18 protein-coding genes and 1 riboswitch are annotated in these 16,659 nt (G+C 68.7%); of the genes, 12 read left to right on the top strand and 6 right to left on the bottom strand.

The genetic code is table 11. The features are described 5' to 3' along the window. Positions 1-20: 20 nt before the first annotated feature. Positions 21-557: a dihydrofolate reductase family protein gene (locus ACP15H_RS28760; RefSeq protein WP_425069539.1), complete on the top strand. Its 537-nt coding sequence runs from the start codon at positions 21-23 to the stop codon at positions 555-557. Between the two features lie 15 nt (positions 558-572). Here the strand turns inward: ACP15H_RS28760 and ACP15H_RS28755 are convergent, their stop codons facing one another. Then, positions 573-1,469: an NAD(P)-dependent oxidoreductase gene (locus ACP15H_RS28755; protein ID WP_425069538.1), complete on the bottom strand. Its 897-nt coding sequence runs from the start codon at positions 1,467-1,469 to the stop codon at positions 573-575. A gap of 94 nt (positions 1,470-1,563) precedes the next feature. Here ACP15H_RS28755 and ACP15H_RS28750 point away from each other — a divergent pair, with 94 nt between their 5' ends. The 3 genes from ACP15H_RS28750 to ACP15H_RS28740 all read left to right on the top strand — a co-directional run bounded on the left by ACP15H_RS28750 (position 1,564) and on the right by ACP15H_RS28740 (position 4,553). Then, positions 1,564-2,589: a LacI family DNA-binding transcriptional regulator gene (locus tag ACP15H_RS28750; RefSeq protein ID WP_425069537.1), complete on the top strand. Its 1,026-nt coding sequence runs from the start codon at positions 1,564-1,566 to the stop codon at positions 2,587-2,589. 8 nt (positions 2,590-2,597) lie between these two features. After that, positions 2,598-3,380, top strand: coding sequence for an SDR family NAD(P)-dependent oxidoreductase (locus ACP15H_RS28745; protein ID WP_425069536.1), 783 nt, complete (start codon positions 2,598-2,600; stop codon positions 3,378-3,380). Positions 3,381-3,464: 84 nt separating this feature from the next. Then, on the top strand, positions 3,465-4,553 hold the full coding sequence (locus ACP15H_RS28740) for a TRAP transporter substrate-binding protein (protein ID WP_425069535.1): 1,089 nt from the start codon (positions 3,465-3,467) through the stop codon (positions 4,551-4,553). Positions 4,554-4,695: 142 nt separating this feature from the next. Here ACP15H_RS28740 and ACP15H_RS28735 read toward each other — a convergent pair whose 3' ends face one another. The 3 genes from ACP15H_RS28735 to ACP15H_RS28725 all read right to left on the bottom strand — a co-directional run bounded on the left by ACP15H_RS28735 (position 4,696) and on the right by ACP15H_RS28725 (position 8,361). Continuing rightward, complete coding sequence (locus ACP15H_RS28735; protein ID WP_425069534.1) at positions 4,696-5,130, bottom strand: 6,7-dimethyl-8-ribityllumazine synthase; 435 nt, start codon at positions 5,128-5,130, stop codon at positions 4,696-4,698. Between the two features lie 78 nt (positions 5,131-5,208). Continuing rightward, positions 5,209-5,353: riboswitch (FMN riboswitch) on the bottom strand. Positions 5,354-5,480: 127 nt separating this feature from the next. Beyond that, entirely contained in the window at positions 5,481-7,076 is a 1,596-nt protein-coding gene (locus tag ACP15H_RS28730) for an ABC transporter substrate-binding protein (RefSeq protein ID WP_425069533.1), read from the bottom strand. A gap of 100 nt (positions 7,077-7,176) precedes the next feature. Further along, positions 7,177-8,361, bottom strand: coding sequence for an FAD-dependent oxidoreductase (locus tag ACP15H_RS28725; protein WP_425069532.1), 1,185 nt, complete (start codon positions 8,359-8,361; stop codon positions 7,177-7,179). Positions 8,362-8,389: 28 nt separating this feature from the next. On the opposite strand from ACP15H_RS28725, the gene queF reads away from it, so the two are divergent. The 3 genes from queF to ACP15H_RS28710 are packed head-to-tail and all read left to right on the top strand — an operon-like array spanning position 8,390 to position 10,895. Then, positions 8,390-8,848 (top strand): preQ(1) synthase, encoded by a 459-nt coding sequence (gene queF, locus ACP15H_RS28720; protein WP_425069531.1) that lies wholly within the window; start codon positions 8,390-8,392, stop codon positions 8,846-8,848. Next, entirely contained in the window at positions 8,848-10,035 is a 1,188-nt protein-coding gene (queG, locus tag ACP15H_RS28715) for a tRNA epoxyqueuosine(34) reductase QueG (RefSeq protein ID WP_425069530.1), read from the top strand. Before queF ends, queG begins: the two co-directional genes overlap by 1 nt. Beyond that, on the top strand, positions 10,032-10,895 hold the full coding sequence (locus ACP15H_RS28710) for a class I SAM-dependent methyltransferase (protein WP_425069529.1): 864 nt from the start codon (positions 10,032-10,034) through the stop codon (positions 10,893-10,895). Before queG ends, ACP15H_RS28710 begins: the two co-directional genes overlap by 4 nt. Before the next feature lie 152 nt (positions 10,896-11,047). Here ACP15H_RS28710 and ACP15H_RS28705 read toward each other — a convergent pair whose 3' ends face one another. Continuing rightward, complete coding sequence (locus ACP15H_RS28705; protein ID WP_425069528.1) at positions 11,048-11,506, bottom strand: nucleoside deaminase; 459 nt, start codon at positions 11,504-11,506, stop codon at positions 11,048-11,050. A gap of 49 nt (positions 11,507-11,555) precedes the next feature. On the opposite strand from ACP15H_RS28705, the gene ACP15H_RS28700 reads away from it, so the two are divergent. Genes ACP15H_RS28700 through ACP15H_RS28680 form a run of 5 tightly spaced genes read left to right on the top strand, consistent with a single transcriptional unit; the run spans position 11,556 to position 15,696 of the window. Then, positions 11,556-12,272, top strand: a complete 717-nt coding sequence (locus tag ACP15H_RS28700) for a gamma-glutamyl-gamma-aminobutyrate hydrolase family protein (RefSeq protein WP_425069527.1) — start codon at positions 11,556-11,558, stop codon at positions 12,270-12,272. Continuing rightward, the gene (locus ACP15H_RS28695) at positions 12,269-13,078 is read left to right on the top strand and encodes a pseudouridine synthase (RefSeq protein WP_425069526.1); all 810 of its coding nucleotides are present in this window, start codon (positions 12,269-12,271) and stop codon (positions 13,076-13,078) included. The genes ACP15H_RS28700 and ACP15H_RS28695 overlap by 4 nt, the downstream gene beginning before the upstream one ends. Beyond that, on the top strand, positions 13,078-13,656 hold the full coding sequence (gene rsmD, locus ACP15H_RS28690) for a 16S rRNA (guanine(966)-N(2))-methyltransferase RsmD (RefSeq protein ID WP_425069525.1): 579 nt from the start codon (positions 13,078-13,080) through the stop codon (positions 13,654-13,656). The genes ACP15H_RS28695 and rsmD overlap by 1 nt, the downstream gene beginning before the upstream one ends. Then, on the top strand, positions 13,653-14,264 hold the full coding sequence (locus tag ACP15H_RS28685; protein WP_425069524.1) for a histidine phosphatase family protein: 612 nt from the start codon (positions 13,653-13,655) through the stop codon (positions 14,262-14,264). Before rsmD ends, ACP15H_RS28685 begins: the two co-directional genes overlap by 4 nt. 31 nt (positions 14,265-14,295) lie before the next feature. Next, complete coding sequence (locus ACP15H_RS28680) at positions 14,296-15,696, top strand: MATE family efflux transporter (protein ID WP_425069523.1); 1,401 nt, start codon at positions 14,296-14,298, stop codon at positions 15,694-15,696. Here the strand turns inward: ACP15H_RS28680 and ACP15H_RS28675 are convergent. After that, a complete protein-coding gene (locus ACP15H_RS28675; protein WP_425069981.1) occupies positions 15,693-16,643 on the bottom strand; it encodes a LysR family transcriptional regulator in 951 nt (316 codons plus the stop codon). The genes ACP15H_RS28680 and ACP15H_RS28675 overlap by 4 nt on opposite strands. Between the last annotated feature and the right edge of the window lie 16 nt (positions 16,644-16,659).

The raw sequence follows: 16,659 nt of genomic DNA, 5'->3' as shown, positions 1-16,659 counted from the left end.
GCGCCAGGAAAGGAAACCGCGTGGCCCGCCTCGTCTTCGGCATGAACCAGTCGCTCGACGGCTACGTCGATCACCTGTCGTTCGGGCCGAGCCTCGCGCTCTTCCGCCACTTCATCAAGGAGGCGCAGGAGCAGGCCGGCAGTGTGTACGGCCGCCACATGTACGAGCTGATGCGCTACTGGGACGAGGATCAGCCCGACTGGGACGCGGACCGCCATGCCTTCGCGGCGGCCTGGCGAAAGCAGCCGAAGTGGGTCGTCTCGCGCTCGCTGGACTCCGTGGGCCCCAACGCCACGCTCATCAAGGACGATGTCGAGGGCGCGATCCGCAGGCTCAAGGCCGAACGCGACGGCGAGATCGAAGTCGCCGGTCCGACCCTGGCCAAAAGCCTCACCGAACTGGGCCTGATCGACGAGTACCGGATCTACCTGCACCCCGTCGTGCTGGGCCACGGCACGCCCTACTTCGCCGGCGCGCGCCCGCCGCTCCGTCTCGTGAGCCATGACCGGATCGGCGAGGACGTGATCCGTTTGAGCTACGTCCCCGCCCGATCCTGAAAACGCCGCCGCCCGTCAGCCCTTGATCTCGACGCCGGCCCACTCCTCCAGCACCTTCGCCACCATGGTGAAGTCGGAGTCGGCGCCGAACCGCGCCTTGGTGACGGCGAGCATTTCGAGCACCGCCGCGCCCACAAGCATGGGCACACCCATGTTCTGCGCCTCGTCGAGGCAGAGACGCACATCCTTGTGCGACAGCGCGGTAGCGAAGCCGAAGTCGAAGGTGCGCGGCAGCACGGCGCGCGGGAACTTGTCCTGGCTGGCACTGTTGCGGCCGCTCGACACGTTGATGATGTCGATCAGCACCTTCGCGTCGAGGCCCGCCTTCACGCCCATCGCCATCGCCTCGGACGTGGCGACCAGCGCCGTCGCCGCCAGCATGTTGTTGGCGAGCTTGGCGGTCTGGGCGAGCCCGGGCTTCTCGCCGGTATGGAAGAGCTTGCCGAAGGTCTTCAGCACCGGCTGCAGCGCCTCGTAGGCCGGCATCGGGCACGACACCATCACCGCGAGCGTTCCCGCCTTCGCGCCGGTCACGCCGCCGCTCACCGGCGCATCGACCCAGCCGATGTCGCGCTCGGCCAGTCTGGCCGCGACTTCGCTGGCGACACCGGGGCCGGTGGTCGACAGGTCGATCAGCGTGCGGATCGACGAGCCGTTGACGATGCCGGCGTTCCCGCCCAGCACCACCTCGCGCACGATGGCGGGCGTCGGCAGGCTGATCAGCACGGTCTCGGCGGTCGAGGCCACGTCGGCCGGCGACTGGGCGAGCAGCGCGCCGCGCGCCACCAGTGGCTTGGTCGCCTCCTCCGACACGTCGTAGACGCAGAGCCGGTAGCCCGCATCGAGCAGGCGGTGCGCCATCGGCCCGCCCATGCGGCCCACGCCCACGAAGCCCAGCATTTGACCCGTCATGATCGTTTCCTCCGGCTTGGCGCCACTCTTTCGTTTTTCTGGTAGCGCTACCAGCATATGATCGCGACGTGAGAGCATCAACGGGCAGGCTGGGATGAGCGGCAAGGCGCGGCAGGGCGAGGGCGGAACCCTGAAGATGCGCGACATCGCCCGCCATGCCGGCGTGTCGCCGATGACGGTGTCGCGGGCGCTGCGCGAACCGTCGGCGGTGTCGGAGGAGATGCGGCGCAAGGTCGAGGCGGCGGTGCGCGAGTTCGCCTACGTGCCCAACCGCATCGCCGGCAGCCTGTCGTCGAGCCGCACCAACGTGGTCGGGCTGGTCGTGCCCAGCATCCGCAACTCGCTCTATGCCAGCATGATCCAGGCGGCCTCCGACGTGCTGCGCGCCAACGGGCTGCACCTTATGATCGCCGACAGCGGCCATCGCCTCGAGGACGAGGAGGCGCTGGTCTCGGCCTTCCTGGCACAACGCGTCTGCGGCCTGATCCTGCACAACACGATCCACAGCAAGCGGGTGCGCAAGCTCGTCGAGGCGAGTGGCGTGCCGGTGATCGAAACCGGCAACCTGCCCGACGATCCGCTCGACATGGCCGTCAGCTACTCGAACTTCGACGCGGCCCGCGCCATGACGCTCCACCTCGCACGCCTCGGCTACCGCAAGATCGGCTTCGTCACCCTGCCGGTGCGCGACAACGACCGTTCCGAGGAGCGCCGCCGCGGCTACTTCGCGGCGCTGGCCGAGCTCGGCCGGCCGGCCGACGAGAGCCTGGTGCTCGAAGCGGCCGGCGGCTTCAGCGAGGGCGCCGATGCGCTGGTGCGGTTGGTGAAGGCCCATCCCGATCTCGATGCCGGTTTCTTCGCGGGCGAGGTGCTGGCAGTGGGCGCGCTGTTCGAATGCCAGCGCCGCGGCTGGGCGGTGCCGGGACGCATCGCCATCGCGAGCTTCGACGATGTCGATCTGTTGCGCCACGCGGTTCCGAGCGTGACGACGCTGCGGATTCCGCGACAGGAGATCGGCCGGCGCAGCGCCGAGCTGCTGGTCGGCCGCCTCCAGGGTGCGCCGGCCGAACGACTGAAGGTCGATCTCGGATTCGAAATCGTGCAACGCGAGAGCAGTTGAGGAACGGGATGCTGAAAGGCAGATGCGCGCTCATCACCGGATCGACGCAGGGGCTGGGCCAGGCGATGGCGCGGCGGCTCGCCGCCGAGGGCTGCAACATCGTGTTGAACGGGTTCGGCGAGGCGGCCGAGATCGAGGCGGGACGCCGCGCGCTCGAGGAGGAGCATGGCGTCCGCGCGCTGCATCATGGCGCCGACCTCGCCGAGCCGCGCCAGATCGACGACCTGATCGAGACGGCCGTGCGTGAGTTCCACGGCGTCGACATCCTGATCAACAACGCCGTCGTCCGTCACTTCGCGCCGGTCGAGGCGTTCCGGCCGGAGGACTGGGACCGGGCGCTGGCAGTGAACCTGTCGGCCGCCTTCCACACGACGCGTCTGGTGCTCGCGGGCATGCGCGAACGCGGCTTCGGCCGCATCCTCAACATCTCCTCGGTCTACGGCCTGTTCGGCGGCGTGAACCGGGTCGACTACATTACGACCAAGACGGCGCTGATCGGCCTCACCCGCGCCGTGGCGCTGGAGACAGCGCGCGACAACATCACCTGCAACGCGATCTGCCCCGGCTCCTCGCCCAGCCCGGCGATCGAGCAGCGGCTGCAGGCGTTCATGGCGGCCGAAGGCCTGGCGCGCGACGCGGCGATGGAGAAGTTCATGGCCGGGCGCCAGCCCTCGGGCCGCTTCGTGGCGATGGCGAGCGTGGCCGCCCTGGCCGCCTTCCTGTGCGGCCCCGGCGCCGCCGACATCACCGGCGCGGCCCTGCCGGTCGACGGCGGCTGGAGCGCGAGCTGATCGTCTCTCGGCTTTTTTATGGTAGCGGTACCAGAGACTCCCTCCTAGAATTTTGCACAACAAGGCAAAAACAGGAGGAAACCCATGAGCGTCACGCGTCGACAGTTCGGCCCCGTCGCAGCCTCCCTGGCTGCGGTCGCGGCGGCTTCACCGGCCTTCGGCCAGCAGACCAGCGAGGTGGTGAAATGGCGTCTCACCTCCAGCTTCCCCAAGAGCCTCGACACGCTCTACGGGGCGTCGGTCACGATCGCGCGGGTCGTGGGCGAGATGACCGACGGCAAGTTCACACTGACGCCGTTCTCCGCCGGCGAGATCGTGCCCGGCCTGCAGGTGCTGGACGCGGTGTCGAACGGCACGGTCGAATGCGGCCACACCTATACCGGCTACTACATCGGCAAGAATCCGAGCTTCGTGTTCGACGGCTCGGTGCCGTTCGGCCTGACGCCGCGCATGCACAATGCCTGGATGATGTTCGGCGGCGGTCGGCAATTGATGGACGAGGTCTATGACGGCTTCAACGTCGTGGCCCTGCCGGCCGGGCAGACCGGCGGCCAGATGTTCGGCTGGTTCCGCAAGGAGCTGAAGACGCCGGCCGATTTCGCCGGCCTCAAGATCCGCACCGCCGGCTTCGGCGGCAAGGTCTTCGCCAAGCTGGGCGCGGTGCCGCAGCAGATCGCCGGCGGCGACATCTATCCGGCGATGGAACGCGGTACGCTCGACGCCTGCGAATGGGTCGGCCCCTACGACGACGAGAAGCTCGGCTTCAACAAGGTCGCCAAGTACTACTACACGCCGGGCGTCATGGAGCTCGAGGCGGTCAACCAGCTGATGATCGGCAAGGCGGCCTGGGCGTCCCTGCCGCCGCGCTACCAGGCGATCCTGAAATATGCCTGCGACTACTCGATGACCGAGATGCTGGCCTCCTACGACGCCAAGAACGCCGTGGCCATCGCCCGCCTGGTCGCCGCCGGCACCCAGCTCTCGGTGCTGCCCGACGAGGTGATCAAGGCGCTGCGCGTCGCGCTGGAATCGGTACTCGACGAGGAAGCCGCCCAGAACGAGCAGTTCAAGAAGATCCTGGCCAACTGGCGCGCGTTCCGCGCCAACCAGCACCGCTGGTTCTCGATCGCCGACACCCGCGCCGAGTTCGCGGTCTATCGTAGCGACCGCTGACGCGCACTTTGCTATCCCGAACGAAGGGAGGGACCTTTCGCGATGTCCGCAAAGGTCCCTCGCTCACGCTCGGGACGACAGCGATGGCTCAACGACTGCTACGCGTCATTTCTTCTTGGCGGCGCACGGCATCCTGCGAGGCTTACGTCGCGAGGGCGGCGCGGGACTTGCCGATCATCAGCGCGGCGCGGGCGGCTTCGCGGCCCTTCTCGACGAAGTGCGCACGGAAGATCCCGTTGTGGTGCTCGGTCTCCTGGTAGTGATGCGGCGTCAGCGACACCGAGAGGACCGGCACGCCGGTGTCCAGGCCGGCGCGCATCAGCCCGTCGACGACCGCCTGGGCCACGAAGTCGTGGCGATAGATGCCGCCATCGACCACGAAGGCGGCAGCGGCGACGGCGGCATATTTGCCGGTCGCCGCGAGGTCGCGCGAGAACAGCGGCAGCTCGAAGGCGCCCGGCACGTCGAACACGTCGACCTGTTCGGCAGGAATCAGTTCGAGGAAACCGTCGAGCGCACGGTCGACGATGTCGGCGTGCCACCTGGCTTTGACGAAGGCGTAGCGGGCTTGTGTCATGGCAATCTCCTTTGGCGAACAGACACATCACCCAAGGCGATCACGCGCGGGCCTGCTGCTCCGCATGAGCAGCAGGACACACGTTCTCTTTCATCCGGACTATGACCGTCGGCTCAGGCCTCGCACCTGATCTGCTGACCCTTCCTTGCGGAAGGCGCTCGCGGGCTCGCGGCTCGCGCCGCATACCGCCGGTAGGGAGTTTCACCCTGCCCTGAGAACGCAGAAACCATAAGGGCAGGGTCGGGAGCTTGCAACGATTGGAGCGAGGCCTAGCAGAGAGGCCTTGCCCGATCGAGGCGAGACCCTTCGGCTACGCGCCGCGCGCTTCGGTCAGGGTGACCGCTAAGCGGTCACTTCTTCTCGAGGCCCCACATGGCGAGCGTCGGGGCGAAGACCATTCCGCTCACGTTCGCGCGCACGGCGGTCGGCGAGGTGAACTGGCCGAGCGGCACATGCGTCGGGTACTCGAGCACGCGCAGCTGGACCTGCTCGGCGATGGCCTTCTGCTTCGCCGGATCGGATTCGGCGGCATAGGCATCGCGCAGCTTCTCGAGCTCGGCATCGCACGGCCAGCCGAAGGTCGCCTTGTCGCAGGACGCGTTGAGGAAGGCGGCCGCGGCCGGGTTGATCACGTCGACCGCACCCCACGAGGTGAAGAAGACGTTCCAGCCGCCGGCGCTGGGCGCGTCCTTCTTGGCGCGGCGCGCGACCAGCGTCTGCCAGTCCATGGGCTGCAGGTCGACCTTGAAGCCGGCCTTCTCGAGCTGCGGCTTGGCCACGGTCGCCAGGTTGTTGTGGCCGGCCACGTCGGTCTGGTGGAGCATCACCACCGGCGTGCCGTCATAGCCCGCCTCGGTCAGGAGCTGCTTCGCCTTCGCGGCATTGCCCGAGAGCTTGTCCTCCCAGCCCTTGGTCGATTCGAGCGGCGAACCGCACGGAAACAGCGAGTTGCAGACCTTGTAGTATTCCGGGTCACCGACATTGGCGTCGAGGAATTCCTTCTGGTCGAGCGCGTAGAGCGCGGCGAGGCGGATCTTGGCGTTGTCGAACGGCTTGTGCAGCACGTTGAAGCGCATCGTGTACTGGCGGCCGGCCTTGTTGCCGACGAACACCTTGACGCTCTTTTCCTTCTTGAGGAGCGGCAGCAGGTCGGCCGGCACCATTTCCACCAGATCGATCTCGCCGCTCAGCAGCGCGTTGACCTGGGTCTGCGTGTCGGGGATCCACACCCACTCGATGCGGTCGGCCTTGGCGACCTTGCCGCCGGCGAAGCCCGACGCCGGCTCAGCGCGCGGCTTGTACTTCGGGTTCTTGACGTAGACCGCCTTCTCGCCGGGCTTCCACTCGTCCTTCTTGAAGATGAACGGGCCGGAGCCGGTGGCGTCGGTGATCTGGCTGTTGGGATCGGTCGAGGCGACCGACTTGGGCATCATGAACGGCACGTTCGAGCCCGGCTTGCCCAGCGAATAGAGCAGCAGGCCATAGGGCTGCTTCAGCACGAACTTGATGGTCTTGTCGTCCGGCGCCGAAAGGTCCGACGTCACCGCCATCAGCTTCTGGCCCATCGCGTCGCGCGCGCCCCAGCGCTTGATCGAGGCGACGCAATCCTCCGCCGTGACCGGCTTGCCGTCATGCCATTCCAGCCCGTCGCGCAGGGTCAGCGTGTAGGTCAGCTTGTCGGGCGAGACCTCCCACTTGTCGACCATCTGCGGCTTGACCTCGAGCTTGTCGTCGACCGCGAACAGCGTGTCGTAGATCATGTAGCCGTGGTTGGTGGTGATCAGCGCCGAGGTCCAGATCGGATCGATGATCTTGAGGTCCGAATGCAGCGCGACCTTGAGGGTGGAGGGCGTGGACTGCGCCGAGGCGGGCGCGGACGCGGCCAGCGGCATCACCGCGGCGGCGGCGGCGAGCGCGCCCATGAAACGACGACGTAACTTCAGCATGGAAACTCCTGTACTCTTGGCCTTCCCCGTAGGGCGCAAGGTATAGAGCCGCAGAAGCCCGCGCGCGACAGGCGAAATGCCCGCGCCCCGCGACGAACGGTCAATCGCCCTGCGCGACGTCGAGCAACGCCTGCCAGTCGACGAACTTGACCCGCGGCCGTCCCTGCGCGGCGCCGGCGGCGATTTCCGCCTTGTCGATGCGGCGCCAACCCTCGGCATCGACGCAGAGCGGCAGGATGTCGGGGCCGCTCTTGAGGTCGCGGTCCTCGAGGAAGTCGATCACTTCCTTGGCCACGGCATGACTGTCGGCGCGATTGGTCGGGATGGTGCCGCTCGGGCCGCGGCGCGCCCAGCCGACCGGGAACACGTTCTCGGCCTGCGGGAAGGGCTCGCCGGTATAGCCGATGCAGGTGACGACCAGGTCGGCGGCGAGTGTGCCCGTCGAGAGTTCGATCTCGCCCGGGCGGATCGCCTTGGGCGTCTCGTGGAACCGGAAGTGCACCGTCACCGGCTTTTCGCCCGGCGTCTGCGCGGCGAAGCGCTTCAGGGTCTCGATGTTCTTGGTCTTGCGCAGCCGCTCCGGCGTCGGATCGGCGGCCGGCGCCTCGGCGGTCAGCACGCTGGCATCGGCGACGGAAACGGCGCGCGCCAGCCGGCCCATCTCGGCCAGTTCGTTGGTGGTGAAGGAGGCTTCCCCGGCGCCGCGCCGTCCGATCACATGGATGTCGGCGATCGGCGCCGCCGCGATCGCCGCCCCCGCCTCCGGCACGATGTCGGACTTGGTCATCTCGTCCGGGCTCTTGGCCAGCAGCCGCGCGACGTCGAGCGCCACGTTGCCGTTGCCGATCACCGCCACGGATTTCACGCCCGAGAGGTCGGGACCGCCGCGGAAATCGGGATGGCCGTTCAGCCAGGCGACGAAGCGCCACGAGCCCCAGACATGCGGCAGATCCTCGCCGGGAATGCCCAGCTTGCGGTCGACCACCATGCCGGTGGCGACGATCACCGCGTCGTAGGACTGGATGACCTCGTCCCAGGTCAGGTCGCGGCCGATCTCGATGTTTCCGGCGAAACGCAGGTCGGGCTGGGCGAGCAGCCGGTCGAACTGGCGGACCACGGCCTTGGTGCCCTGATGGTCGGGCGCGACACCCGCCCGCACCAGGCCGAACGGCGTCGGCAGGCGGTCGATGATGTCGATGCGAAGGTCGGGACGGCCGCGCAGCAGCCCGTCCGCGGCATAGAAGCCGGACGGGCCGGCGCCGACGATTGCAACCCTGTGAGTCATGGCGGCCCGCTTAGCATATGATGGGCGGATGGCTAAATATGCAAAACTCCGTCAGCTCGGACAGGCGACCGCCCTGCCCGCCTCCCCCGCGGAAGCCGTACTCGAGACGGTGCCCAACCCGCATCCGGGCACGCTCTATCTCGCCCGCTTCACGCAGCCGGAATTCACCTCGCTCTGCCCGGTGACCGGCCAGCCCGATTTTGCGCATCTGGTGATCGACTATGTCCCGCGCACCAGGCTGGTCGAGAGCAAGTCGCTGAAGCTCTATCTCAACAGCTTCCGCAACGAGGCCGCCTTCCACGAGGACTGCACCGTGGGCATCGGCAAGCGCCTGGTGAAGGCGCTGGCGCCGCGCTGGCTGCGCATCGCGGGTTACTGGTATCCGCGCGGCGGCATGCCGATCGACGTGTTCTGGCAGACCGCCGCACCGCCCAAGGGCCTGTGGCTTCCCGACACTGGCGTGGCGCCCTATCGCGGCCGGGGTTGATGGCCAAGCTGCCGCCCCGTCCGAAGCGGCCCCCGAAGCCCGCAACGCCGCGCGAGCTGCGCGATGCGATTGCCGCGAAGGCGCTGGAGCTGGGCTTCGACGCCGTGGCCTTCGCACCGGCGCAGCTCTCGCCCGAGGCGCGGCAGTTGCGGCGGGACCGCATGGAAGCGTTCCTGGCGCGCGGCTTCCAGGGCGACATGGGATGGCTGGTCGACCGCGCCGAGCAGCGCATCGATCCGGCAGGCCTCTGGCCCGAGGCGCGCACCGTCGTGTCTGTCGCGCTCAACTACGGGCCGGCCGGCGATCCGCGCTTCACGCTCTCGGAGCGCGAGCGCGGCGCGGTCTCGGTCTATGCGCAGGGCCGCGACTATCACGACGTGATGAAGAGCCGCCTGAAGCAGCTCGGCCGCTTCATCTGGGACACCTATCACGAGAGTCTGAAGGTCTTCGTCGACACCGCGCCGCTGATGGAAAAACTCGCCGCGCAGCAGGCCGGCCATGGCTGGCAGGGCAAGCACACCAACCTGGTGTCGCGCCGCTTCGGCTCCTGGCTGTTCCTGGGCGAACTGCTGCTGTCGATCGAACTGCCGCCCGACGCGCCCGAGACCGATCATTGCGGCCAGTGCCGCGCCTGCCTCGATTCCTGCCCGACCAATGCTTTCCCCGCGCCCTATCAGCTCGATGCGCGGCGCTGCATCTCCTATCTCACCATCGAACATGCCGGCCCGATCGATCGCGAATTCCGGACGGCGCTGGGCAACCGCATCTATGGCTGCGACGACTGTCTCGCCGCCTGCCCATGGAACAAGTTTGCCCGAGAGTCGCGCGAAGCCGCCTTCACGCCGCGCGCCGAGTTGCAGGCGCCGCTGCTGGCCGAGCTTGCCGAACTCGACGACGCGACCTTCCGCACGCGCTTCTCGGGCACCGCCGTGAAGCGCATCGGCCGCGACCGCTTCCTGCGCAACGTCGCCTACGCGCTGGGCAACAGCGAGGCGCCCGCCACCGCGCTGCCGGCGGTCGAGCGGCTGCTGGCGGATGCCTCGCCCCTCGTGCGCGGCGCCGCGGTCTGGGCCCTGTCGCAACTCGCGCCGGCCGAGGTTGCGCGGCGCGGTCAAACGACCGATGACTGCGATGCCGGTGTCCGCGCCGAATGGGCGGAGGCGCTCCGGCAGGGAGTGCAACAATGAGCTTCAAGAGACGGGCGATGATCGCGGGCGCGGCCCTGCTTCTCGCCGCCGGGCCGGCCGCGGCGCAGCAGCCCAACTCGCCGGCCCGCATCGCCGAAATCCTGGCGAGCCCCGACCGCAGCGCCGCCGACCGCACCAACGACCAGCGCCGCAAACCCGCGGAGATGCTGGCCTTCATCGCCATCGTGCCGGGCATGACCGCGCTCGATCTCAGCGCCGGCGGTGGTTACACGACGGAACTGCTCGCCCGCTCGATCGGCCCGACCGGCGCGGTCTATGGCCAGAGCCGGCCGCCGCGCGACCCCAGCCAGCCGGCGCCGCGTCCGGCCGCACCCGAAGGCAATGCCAATCCGACCGCCGCACCGGTGGCCGCACCGGCCACACCACCCGCCCCGCCGCGTCCCTCACCCGTCGCGCTGGCCGATCGCAGCGAGAAGATGAAGGCGGCCGGCGTCGCCGCCGCGCCGATCACGGCGCTGTCCCGCCCCTTCGAGGATCCGCTGCCCGCCGAACTGGCCGACGGCCGCTTCGACCTCGTCACCCTGATGTTCAACTATCACGACCTCGGCTTCCTGGGCGTCGACCGCGCCAAGATGAACGCGGCGGCCTTCAAGGCGCTGAAGCCCGGCGGCTTCTACGTCATCGCCGACCATGCAGGCCGCCCGGGCACCGGCATCTCGGAGTCCGGCACCCTGCATCGCATCGAGGAAGCCTTCCTGCGCAAGGAAGTCGAGGCCGCGGGCTTCAAGCTCGTCGCCGAGGGCAACTTCCTGCGCAACCCCAACGACCCGCGTGACAAGAACACACCCGACCCGCCGCAGCCCAAGGACGAGTTCGTCCTGAAGTTCGTGAAGCCTTAAGCGTTCAACTCTTCGCCTCCCCGTCTTACGGGGGAGGCTGGGAGGGGCAAAGCAACGCTAAGATCGTTCGTTGGGAAGAGTTCAGACTCATGGCCTTCCCCCTCCGGCCCTTCGGGCCACCTCCCCGTTTGACGAGCGAGGAGTGCGATTCTTCAACGCCGCTCCCTGAAGAAGCGGCGCAGCAGCTCGCCCGCCTCGCGTTCGCCGACCCCGGGATAGAGTTCGGGGCGGTGGTGGCAGGTCGGCTGGTCGAAGATGCGCGGGCCCTGCTCGATGCCGCCCCCTTTGGGATCGGCGGCGCCCCAGTAGAGCCGGCGCAGGCGCGCGAAGGAGATCGCCTGGGCGCACATGGGGCACGGTTCCAGCGTGACGTAGAAGTCGCAGCCGACCAGGCGCGGCGAGCCCAGCGCGGCAGCGGCGGCACGAATCGCCAGCAGCTCGGCATGGGCGGTCGGGTCCTTCAGCTCCTCGGTGCGGTTGCCGGCCTCGGCCAGCACGGCGCCGTCGGGACCCACGATCACGCAGCCGATCGGCACCTCGCCCCGCGCGCCGGCCGCGCGGGCGGCGGCGAGGGCTCTGTCCATGGGCGTCGACTTGTATGAATCCGGCATCGCGGCCGCACTATAGCGCGCGGCGGCCCGCGCGCGTATCTTGGCGCACATGCCCCGTCCCCTCATCGGAGTCACCCTGGATGCTGAAAAGCCAGGCGGATACTCCAAGTTTCCCTGGTATGCGCTGCGCCAGAACTACCTCGACGCGATCGACGCGGCGGGTGGTCTGGCCGTTGCGCTGCCGCACGAGCCCGACCGGGTCGCCGACTATCTGGAGCGCATCGACGCGCTGGTGGTGACCGGCGGCGCCTTCGACGTCGACCCGTCCTACTATGGCGGCGGCGCGAAGCATTCGACGGTGGTCACCAAGGACCGCCGCACCGCTTTCGAGTTCGGCGTGACCAAGGGCGCGCTCGCCCAGAACAAGCCGGTGCTGGGCATCTGCGGCGGCCAGCAGCTGCTGCATGTCGTGCTGGGCGGCAAGCTGATCCAGCACATTCCCGACGCCATCGAGGATGCGCTGGCGCACGAGCAGCCCAACCCGCGCAACGAGCCCGGCCACGTCGTGAAGGTGGCCCGGGGCACGCAACTCCACGGCATCGTCGGCGCCGAGGAGCTGCAGGTGAACAGCGCCCATCATCAGGCCGCCGCCGATCAGCCGGAAGGCATCGTCGTCAACGCGACCGCGCCGGACGGCGTGATCGAGGGCATCGAAGCCCCCGCCTACCGCTTCTGCATCGGCGTGCAGTGGCATCCTGAGTTTCATATCTCCGAAGGCGACGCGAAATTGTTCCGCGCCTTCCTGGGCGCGGCGGGCACAAAGTGAACGAACAACCTGTCAAGGAAGGCGAGCGCATCGCCAAGCGCCTCGCGCGCGCCGGCCTGTGCTCGCGCCGCGATGCCGAACGCTGGATCGAGGAAGGCCGGGTCAAGGTCGACGGCAAGGTGCTGGAGACCCCGGCCTGCGTCGTCACCGACAAGAGCGTGATCGAGGTCGACGGCAAGCCGTTGCCTGCGGCCGACCGGGCGCGCATGTGGCGCTATCACAAGCCGCCGGGCGAGATGGTGACGGCCCGCGACCCCGAGGGACGCCGCACCATCTTCGACTCGCTGCCCAAGGGCATGCCGAGGGTCGTCACGATCGGCCGCCTCGATTACTTCTCGGAAGGGCTGCTGCTGCTGACCAACGATGGCGGGCTGGCGCGCCAGCTCGAACTGCCGGCCAACGGCTGGACGCGTCGCTATCGCGCCCGCGTGCACGGCGCCGTCGACGAGGCGAAGCTCGCGGAACTGGCCAACGGCATCACCATCGAGGGCGTGCGCTACGGCTCGATCCAGGCCAGCCTCGACCGCCAGCAGCGTTCCAACGCGTGGATCGACATCGCGCTGACCGAGGGCAAGAACCGAGAGGTGCGCCGCGTTCTGGCCCACCTGGACCTGCCGGTGGTGCGCCTGATCCGCGTGGCCTTCGGGCCGTTCCATCTCGGCGAAGTCGAACGCGGCCATGTCGACGAGATCCCGCCGCAGGCGCTCGAAAACCTGCTGGGCGTCAAGCGTCCGCCGCGCAAGGAAGGCTGGGCCAAGCCCAAACCGAAGCCCGCGCCGCCCCACGCCAAGCGCCGGAGGCACTGATGATCCGCATCATCGGCGGCAAGCATCGCGGCCGCATGCTCGAAACGCCGGTTGGCGAGGCCACGCGCCCCACCTCCAACCGCGCGCGCGAGGCGCTGTTCAACATCCTGATGCATGCGAACTGGCGCGAGGACGAGGACGGCGGCACCTCGCCGCTGATCGAGGCGCGCGTGCTCGATGCCTATGCCGGTTCCGGCGCGCTGGGCCTCGAGGCCCTGTCGCGCGGCGCGGCCCATGTCACCTTCCTCGACAAGGATGCCGCCGCGATCAAGTCGATCGGCGACAACCTGCGCAAGCTGGGCGAGACCGGCGCGGCCAAGGTCGTGCGCGCCGATGCGACGCGGCCGCCGCCCGCGCGCGAGCCGTGCGACCTCGTGTTCCTCGATCCGCCCTATCGTTCGGGCGAGGCGGCGGCGGCGATCACGGCGCTGGCCAACGCCGGCTGGATGGCACCGGGCGCGGTCGTCACCGTCGAACTGGCGTACAACGAGGATATCGCACCGCCTCACGGCTTCGAGGCGATCGACGAACGCCGTTACGGCGCGGCGAAGATCGTGATCCTCAAACGGACGGCATGAGGCTCACCGCACCGCTCTACATGCTGCGTCATGGCGAGACCGCCTGGAACACCGAACGGCGCATGCAGGGCAGCAAGAACTCCGACCTGACCGCGCGCGGCCGGGTCCAGGCGCTGGCGATGGGCCGCACGCTCCGGCGCGAACTCGAGCGCGCGCCTGGACCGACGATCTTCCTGCGCAGCCCCTTGGGGCGCACGCGCGAGACTTCGGAGATCATCGGCCAGGAGCTGGGGCTGTCCTCCTCGGAATGGCGCGAGGACATCAGGCTGGCGGAACTCTCCTACGGCACGTGGGAGGGCTTCTCGTGGGCCGAGATCGAGATCGATCACCCGACGGCTCTTGCCGACTGGCGTGCCGATCCGCACGGCTACTGCCCGCCGGGCGGCGAAACCCATGCCGACCTGCGGCGGCGTTGCGAGACCATGCTGTCGGAGATTGCCGCCGCCAACACGCGCACCGTCGTGGTGAGCCACGGCGTCAGCGGCGCGGTGATGCGCGGCCTCCATCTCGGACTCGATGCCCGGGCCATGTTCGTGCTGGAGAAGCCGCAGGACGCGTTCTTCCGTCTGGTCGACGGCATCGAGCACCGGATCGCCTGCGACCTGTGATCGTAACGGGGTGCCGGCTATAAGCGCCGGCATGAAAGAGGAAGCGCAGATCGCGGCGGCGGGCCGAATGAGTTGGGCGGGGGAAGCGCGCGCGACGCTCGGGCTCGCCTGGCCGCTCATCCTGACCAATCTCGCACAGACCCTGATGACCGCGACCGACGTGGTGATGATGGGCTGGCTCGGCGCCGATGCGCTGGCCGCCGGTGCGCTGGGCTCCAACCTCTATTTCGCCACCATGATCTTCGGCCTCGGACTCACCACGGCGACCGCGCCGATGATCGCGCGCGAGCTCGGGCGCAAGCGCCATTCGGTGCGCGACGTGCGTCGCACGGTGCGCCAGGGCCTATGGATGGCGGCCGGCGCGACGGTGCCGATCTGGATCGTGCTGTGGCAGAGCGAGGCGATCCTGCTGGCGATGGGACAGGAGCCGGCGCTCGCCAAGGCCGCGGCCCAGTATGTGCGCGCCCTGCAATGGTCGCTGCTGCCGTTCTTCTTCTTCCTGGTGCTGCGCTCGTTCGTCTCGGCGCTGGAGCGCCCTCTCTGGGCGCTCGCCGCCGGCGTGGCCGGCGTGGTCGTCAATGCCGCGGCGGCGTGGATCCTGATCTTCGGCCATCTCGGCTTTCCCAGGCTCGGGCTGGTCGGCGCCGGCTACGCCACCACCTTCGCCGACACGCTGATGTTCGCGCTGCTCGCGGCCGTCGTTCTCACCGATCGCAAGTTCCGCCGCTATCGCCTGTTCGGCCGCTTCTGGCGTGCCGACGGACCGCGCTTCCGCGAGCTGTGGCATCTCGGCCTGCCGATCGGCGCGACCCTGGTGTTCGAGGTCGCCGTCTTCAACGGCGCCACCTTCCTGATGGGGCTGATCGGCGCCGCCGCACTGGCAGCCCACTCGATCGCCATGCAGCTCGCCTCGCTCTCCTTCATGGTGCCGCTCGGGCTGGCCCAGGCCGCGACCGTGCGGGTCGGCCGCGCCTTCGGCGCGCACGACAAGGAGGGCATCCGACGCGCCGGCTGGACGGCCTACGCGATGGGCGTGGGCTTCATGGCGCTGACGGCGCTGGCAATGGTCCTCGTCCCGCGCACCCTGGTCGGCCTCTTCCTCGATCTCGACACGCCGGCCAATCTTCCCGTGATCGACCTGGCGGTGAGCTTCCTGATGGTCGCTGCCCTGTTCCAGGTGGCGGATGGCGGCCAGGCGGTGGCGGCCGGGATGCTGCGTGGCCTGCACGATACGCGCGTGCCCATGGTCTATGCCGGCATCGGCTACTGGGGCATCGGCCTGCTGCTGGGCGTGGCGCTCGCCTTCCAGGGCGGGCTGGCCGGCTTCGGCCTGTGGATCGGCCTGGCCACCGGCCTCACCGTCGTGGCGATCCTGCTGCTCGTCCGCTGGCTGAGGCGCGAACGGCTGGGGCTGATGGCGCCGGGCCGCTAACCTCTGCGGGCGCGCGTCCGCGCCTTCTCCGCGGCGGCGAACCTGGAGAAGTGCGCCCGGATGACCTCCTGGAAACCCAGCGCCGCTTCCGACATGGGCCGCCCCTTCAGGCGCATCAGCGCCAGCGTGCCATGAAATTCCCGCGGGTCGATGGGCAGCGAGCGCAGCAAGGGATCGTTCGGCAGCGACGTGTTCACGAGGATGGTCACGCCCATCTTGCGGCGGACGAACTGGGCGAGCGCGCTGTAGGTATTGAGGGTGATCGTATAGTCGAGGCGGAAGCCCGCCTTCGCCGCCGCGCCGTCCATGATCCGCCGCATGTTCGAAGCGGGCGGCATCGAGACCAGCGCTTCGCCGCGAAGATCGGAAAGGTGCAAGCGGTCGCGCGCAGCGAAGCGATGATCCTTGTGGAAGACCGCGTGATAGGTGGTCTTGCACAGCTCCTCGATTACAAGGTCGTCGTGCGGCTCGGTGGGCGCGCCGATGCCGAAATCGACATGCCCCGAGCGGACCAGACCGATGGAACTGTTCTGGATGCCCTCGTGGACGTTCACGACGACGTTGGGCCGCGAACGCTTGTACTTGATGATCAGCTCCGCGAGCATGTTGGTCGCGAAGGCCATCGGACAGGAGATGGCGAGATGGCCGCGCGCCTGCTGCTTGAGCTCGCGCAGCACGCCCGAACTGAGTTCGAGGTCGTGGAGGATGCGTTCCGCCAGCGGCACGAACTCCACGCCCGCACTCGTCAGGGTGACGTGCCGGGTCGTGCGCTCGAACAGCGAGGTTCCCAATTCCTCCTCCGCCGACCGGATCATGCGCGAGAGGCCGGGCTGCGACAGCTCCAGCTCGGCGGCGGCGGCGATGAAGCTCGAATAGCGCGCGACCGCCGCCACGGCCCTGAGCTGCCGAACCGAGAGATTGGGAATCTGGGAAGGCGGGCGCTTCATATGCTTCACGAACTTG

The organism is Reyranella sp. (genome assembly GCF_965249915.1).
GTDB lineage: Bacteria > Pseudomonadota > Alphaproteobacteria > Reyranellales > Reyranellaceae > Reyranella.
The sequence above is the reverse complement of the archived record's forward strand: the minus strand, read 5'-3'. Positions and strand labels throughout refer to the sequence as shown.

Excerpts from the sequence above, each read along its gene's own strand:
- ACP15H_RS28755 (WP_425069538.1), bottom strand. The coding sequence starts at position 1,469 with ATGACGGGTCAAATGCTGGGCTTCGTGGGCGTGGGCCGCATGGGCGGG.
- ACP15H_RS28750 (WP_425069537.1), top strand. The coding sequence starts at position 1,564 with ATGAGCGGCAAGGCGCGGCAGGGCGAGGGCGGAACCCTGAAGATGCGC.
- ACP15H_RS28745 (WP_425069536.1), top strand. The coding sequence starts at position 2,598 with ATGCTGAAAGGCAGATGCGCGCTCATCACCGGATCGACGCAGGGGCTG.
- ACP15H_RS28740 (WP_425069535.1), top strand. The coding sequence starts at position 3,465 with ATGAGCGTCACGCGTCGACAGTTCGGCCCCGTCGCAGCCTCCCTGGCT.
- ACP15H_RS28735 (WP_425069534.1), bottom strand. The coding sequence starts at position 5,130 with ATGACACAAGCCCGCTACGCCTTCGTCAAAGCCAGGTGGCACGCCGAC.
- ACP15H_RS28730 (WP_425069533.1), bottom strand. The coding sequence starts at position 7,076 with ATGCTGAAGTTACGTCGTCGTTTCATGGGCGCGCTCGCCGCCGCCGCC.
- ACP15H_RS28725 (WP_425069532.1), bottom strand. The coding sequence starts at position 8,361 with ATGACTCACAGGGTTGCAATCGTCGGCGCCGGCCCGTCCGGCTTCTAT.
- queF (WP_425069531.1), top strand. The coding sequence starts at position 8,390 with ATGGCTAAATATGCAAAACTCCGTCAGCTCGGACAGGCGACCGCCCTG.
- queG (WP_425069530.1), top strand. The coding sequence starts at position 8,848 with ATGGCCAAGCTGCCGCCCCGTCCGAAGCGGCCCCCGAAGCCCGCAACG.
- ACP15H_RS28710 (WP_425069529.1), top strand. The coding sequence starts at position 10,032 with ATGAGCTTCAAGAGACGGGCGATGATCGCGGGCGCGGCCCTGCTTCTC.
- ACP15H_RS28705 (WP_425069528.1), bottom strand. The coding sequence starts at position 11,506 with ATGCCGGATTCATACAAGTCGACGCCCATGGACAGAGCCCTCGCCGCC.
- ACP15H_RS28700 (WP_425069527.1), top strand. The coding sequence starts at position 11,556 with ATGCCCCGTCCCCTCATCGGAGTCACCCTGGATGCTGAAAAGCCAGGC.
- rsmD (WP_425069525.1), top strand. The coding sequence starts at position 13,078 with ATGATCCGCATCATCGGCGGCAAGCATCGCGGCCGCATGCTCGAAACG.
- ACP15H_RS28685 (WP_425069524.1), top strand. The coding sequence starts at position 13,653 with ATGAGGCTCACCGCACCGCTCTACATGCTGCGTCATGGCGAGACCGCC.
- ACP15H_RS28680 (WP_425069523.1), top strand. The coding sequence starts at position 14,296 with ATGAAAGAGGAAGCGCAGATCGCGGCGGCGGGCCGAATGAGTTGGGCG.
- ACP15H_RS28675 (WP_425069981.1), bottom strand. The coding sequence starts at position 16,643 with ATGAAGCGCCCGCCTTCCCAGATTCCCAATCTCTCGGTTCGGCAGCTC.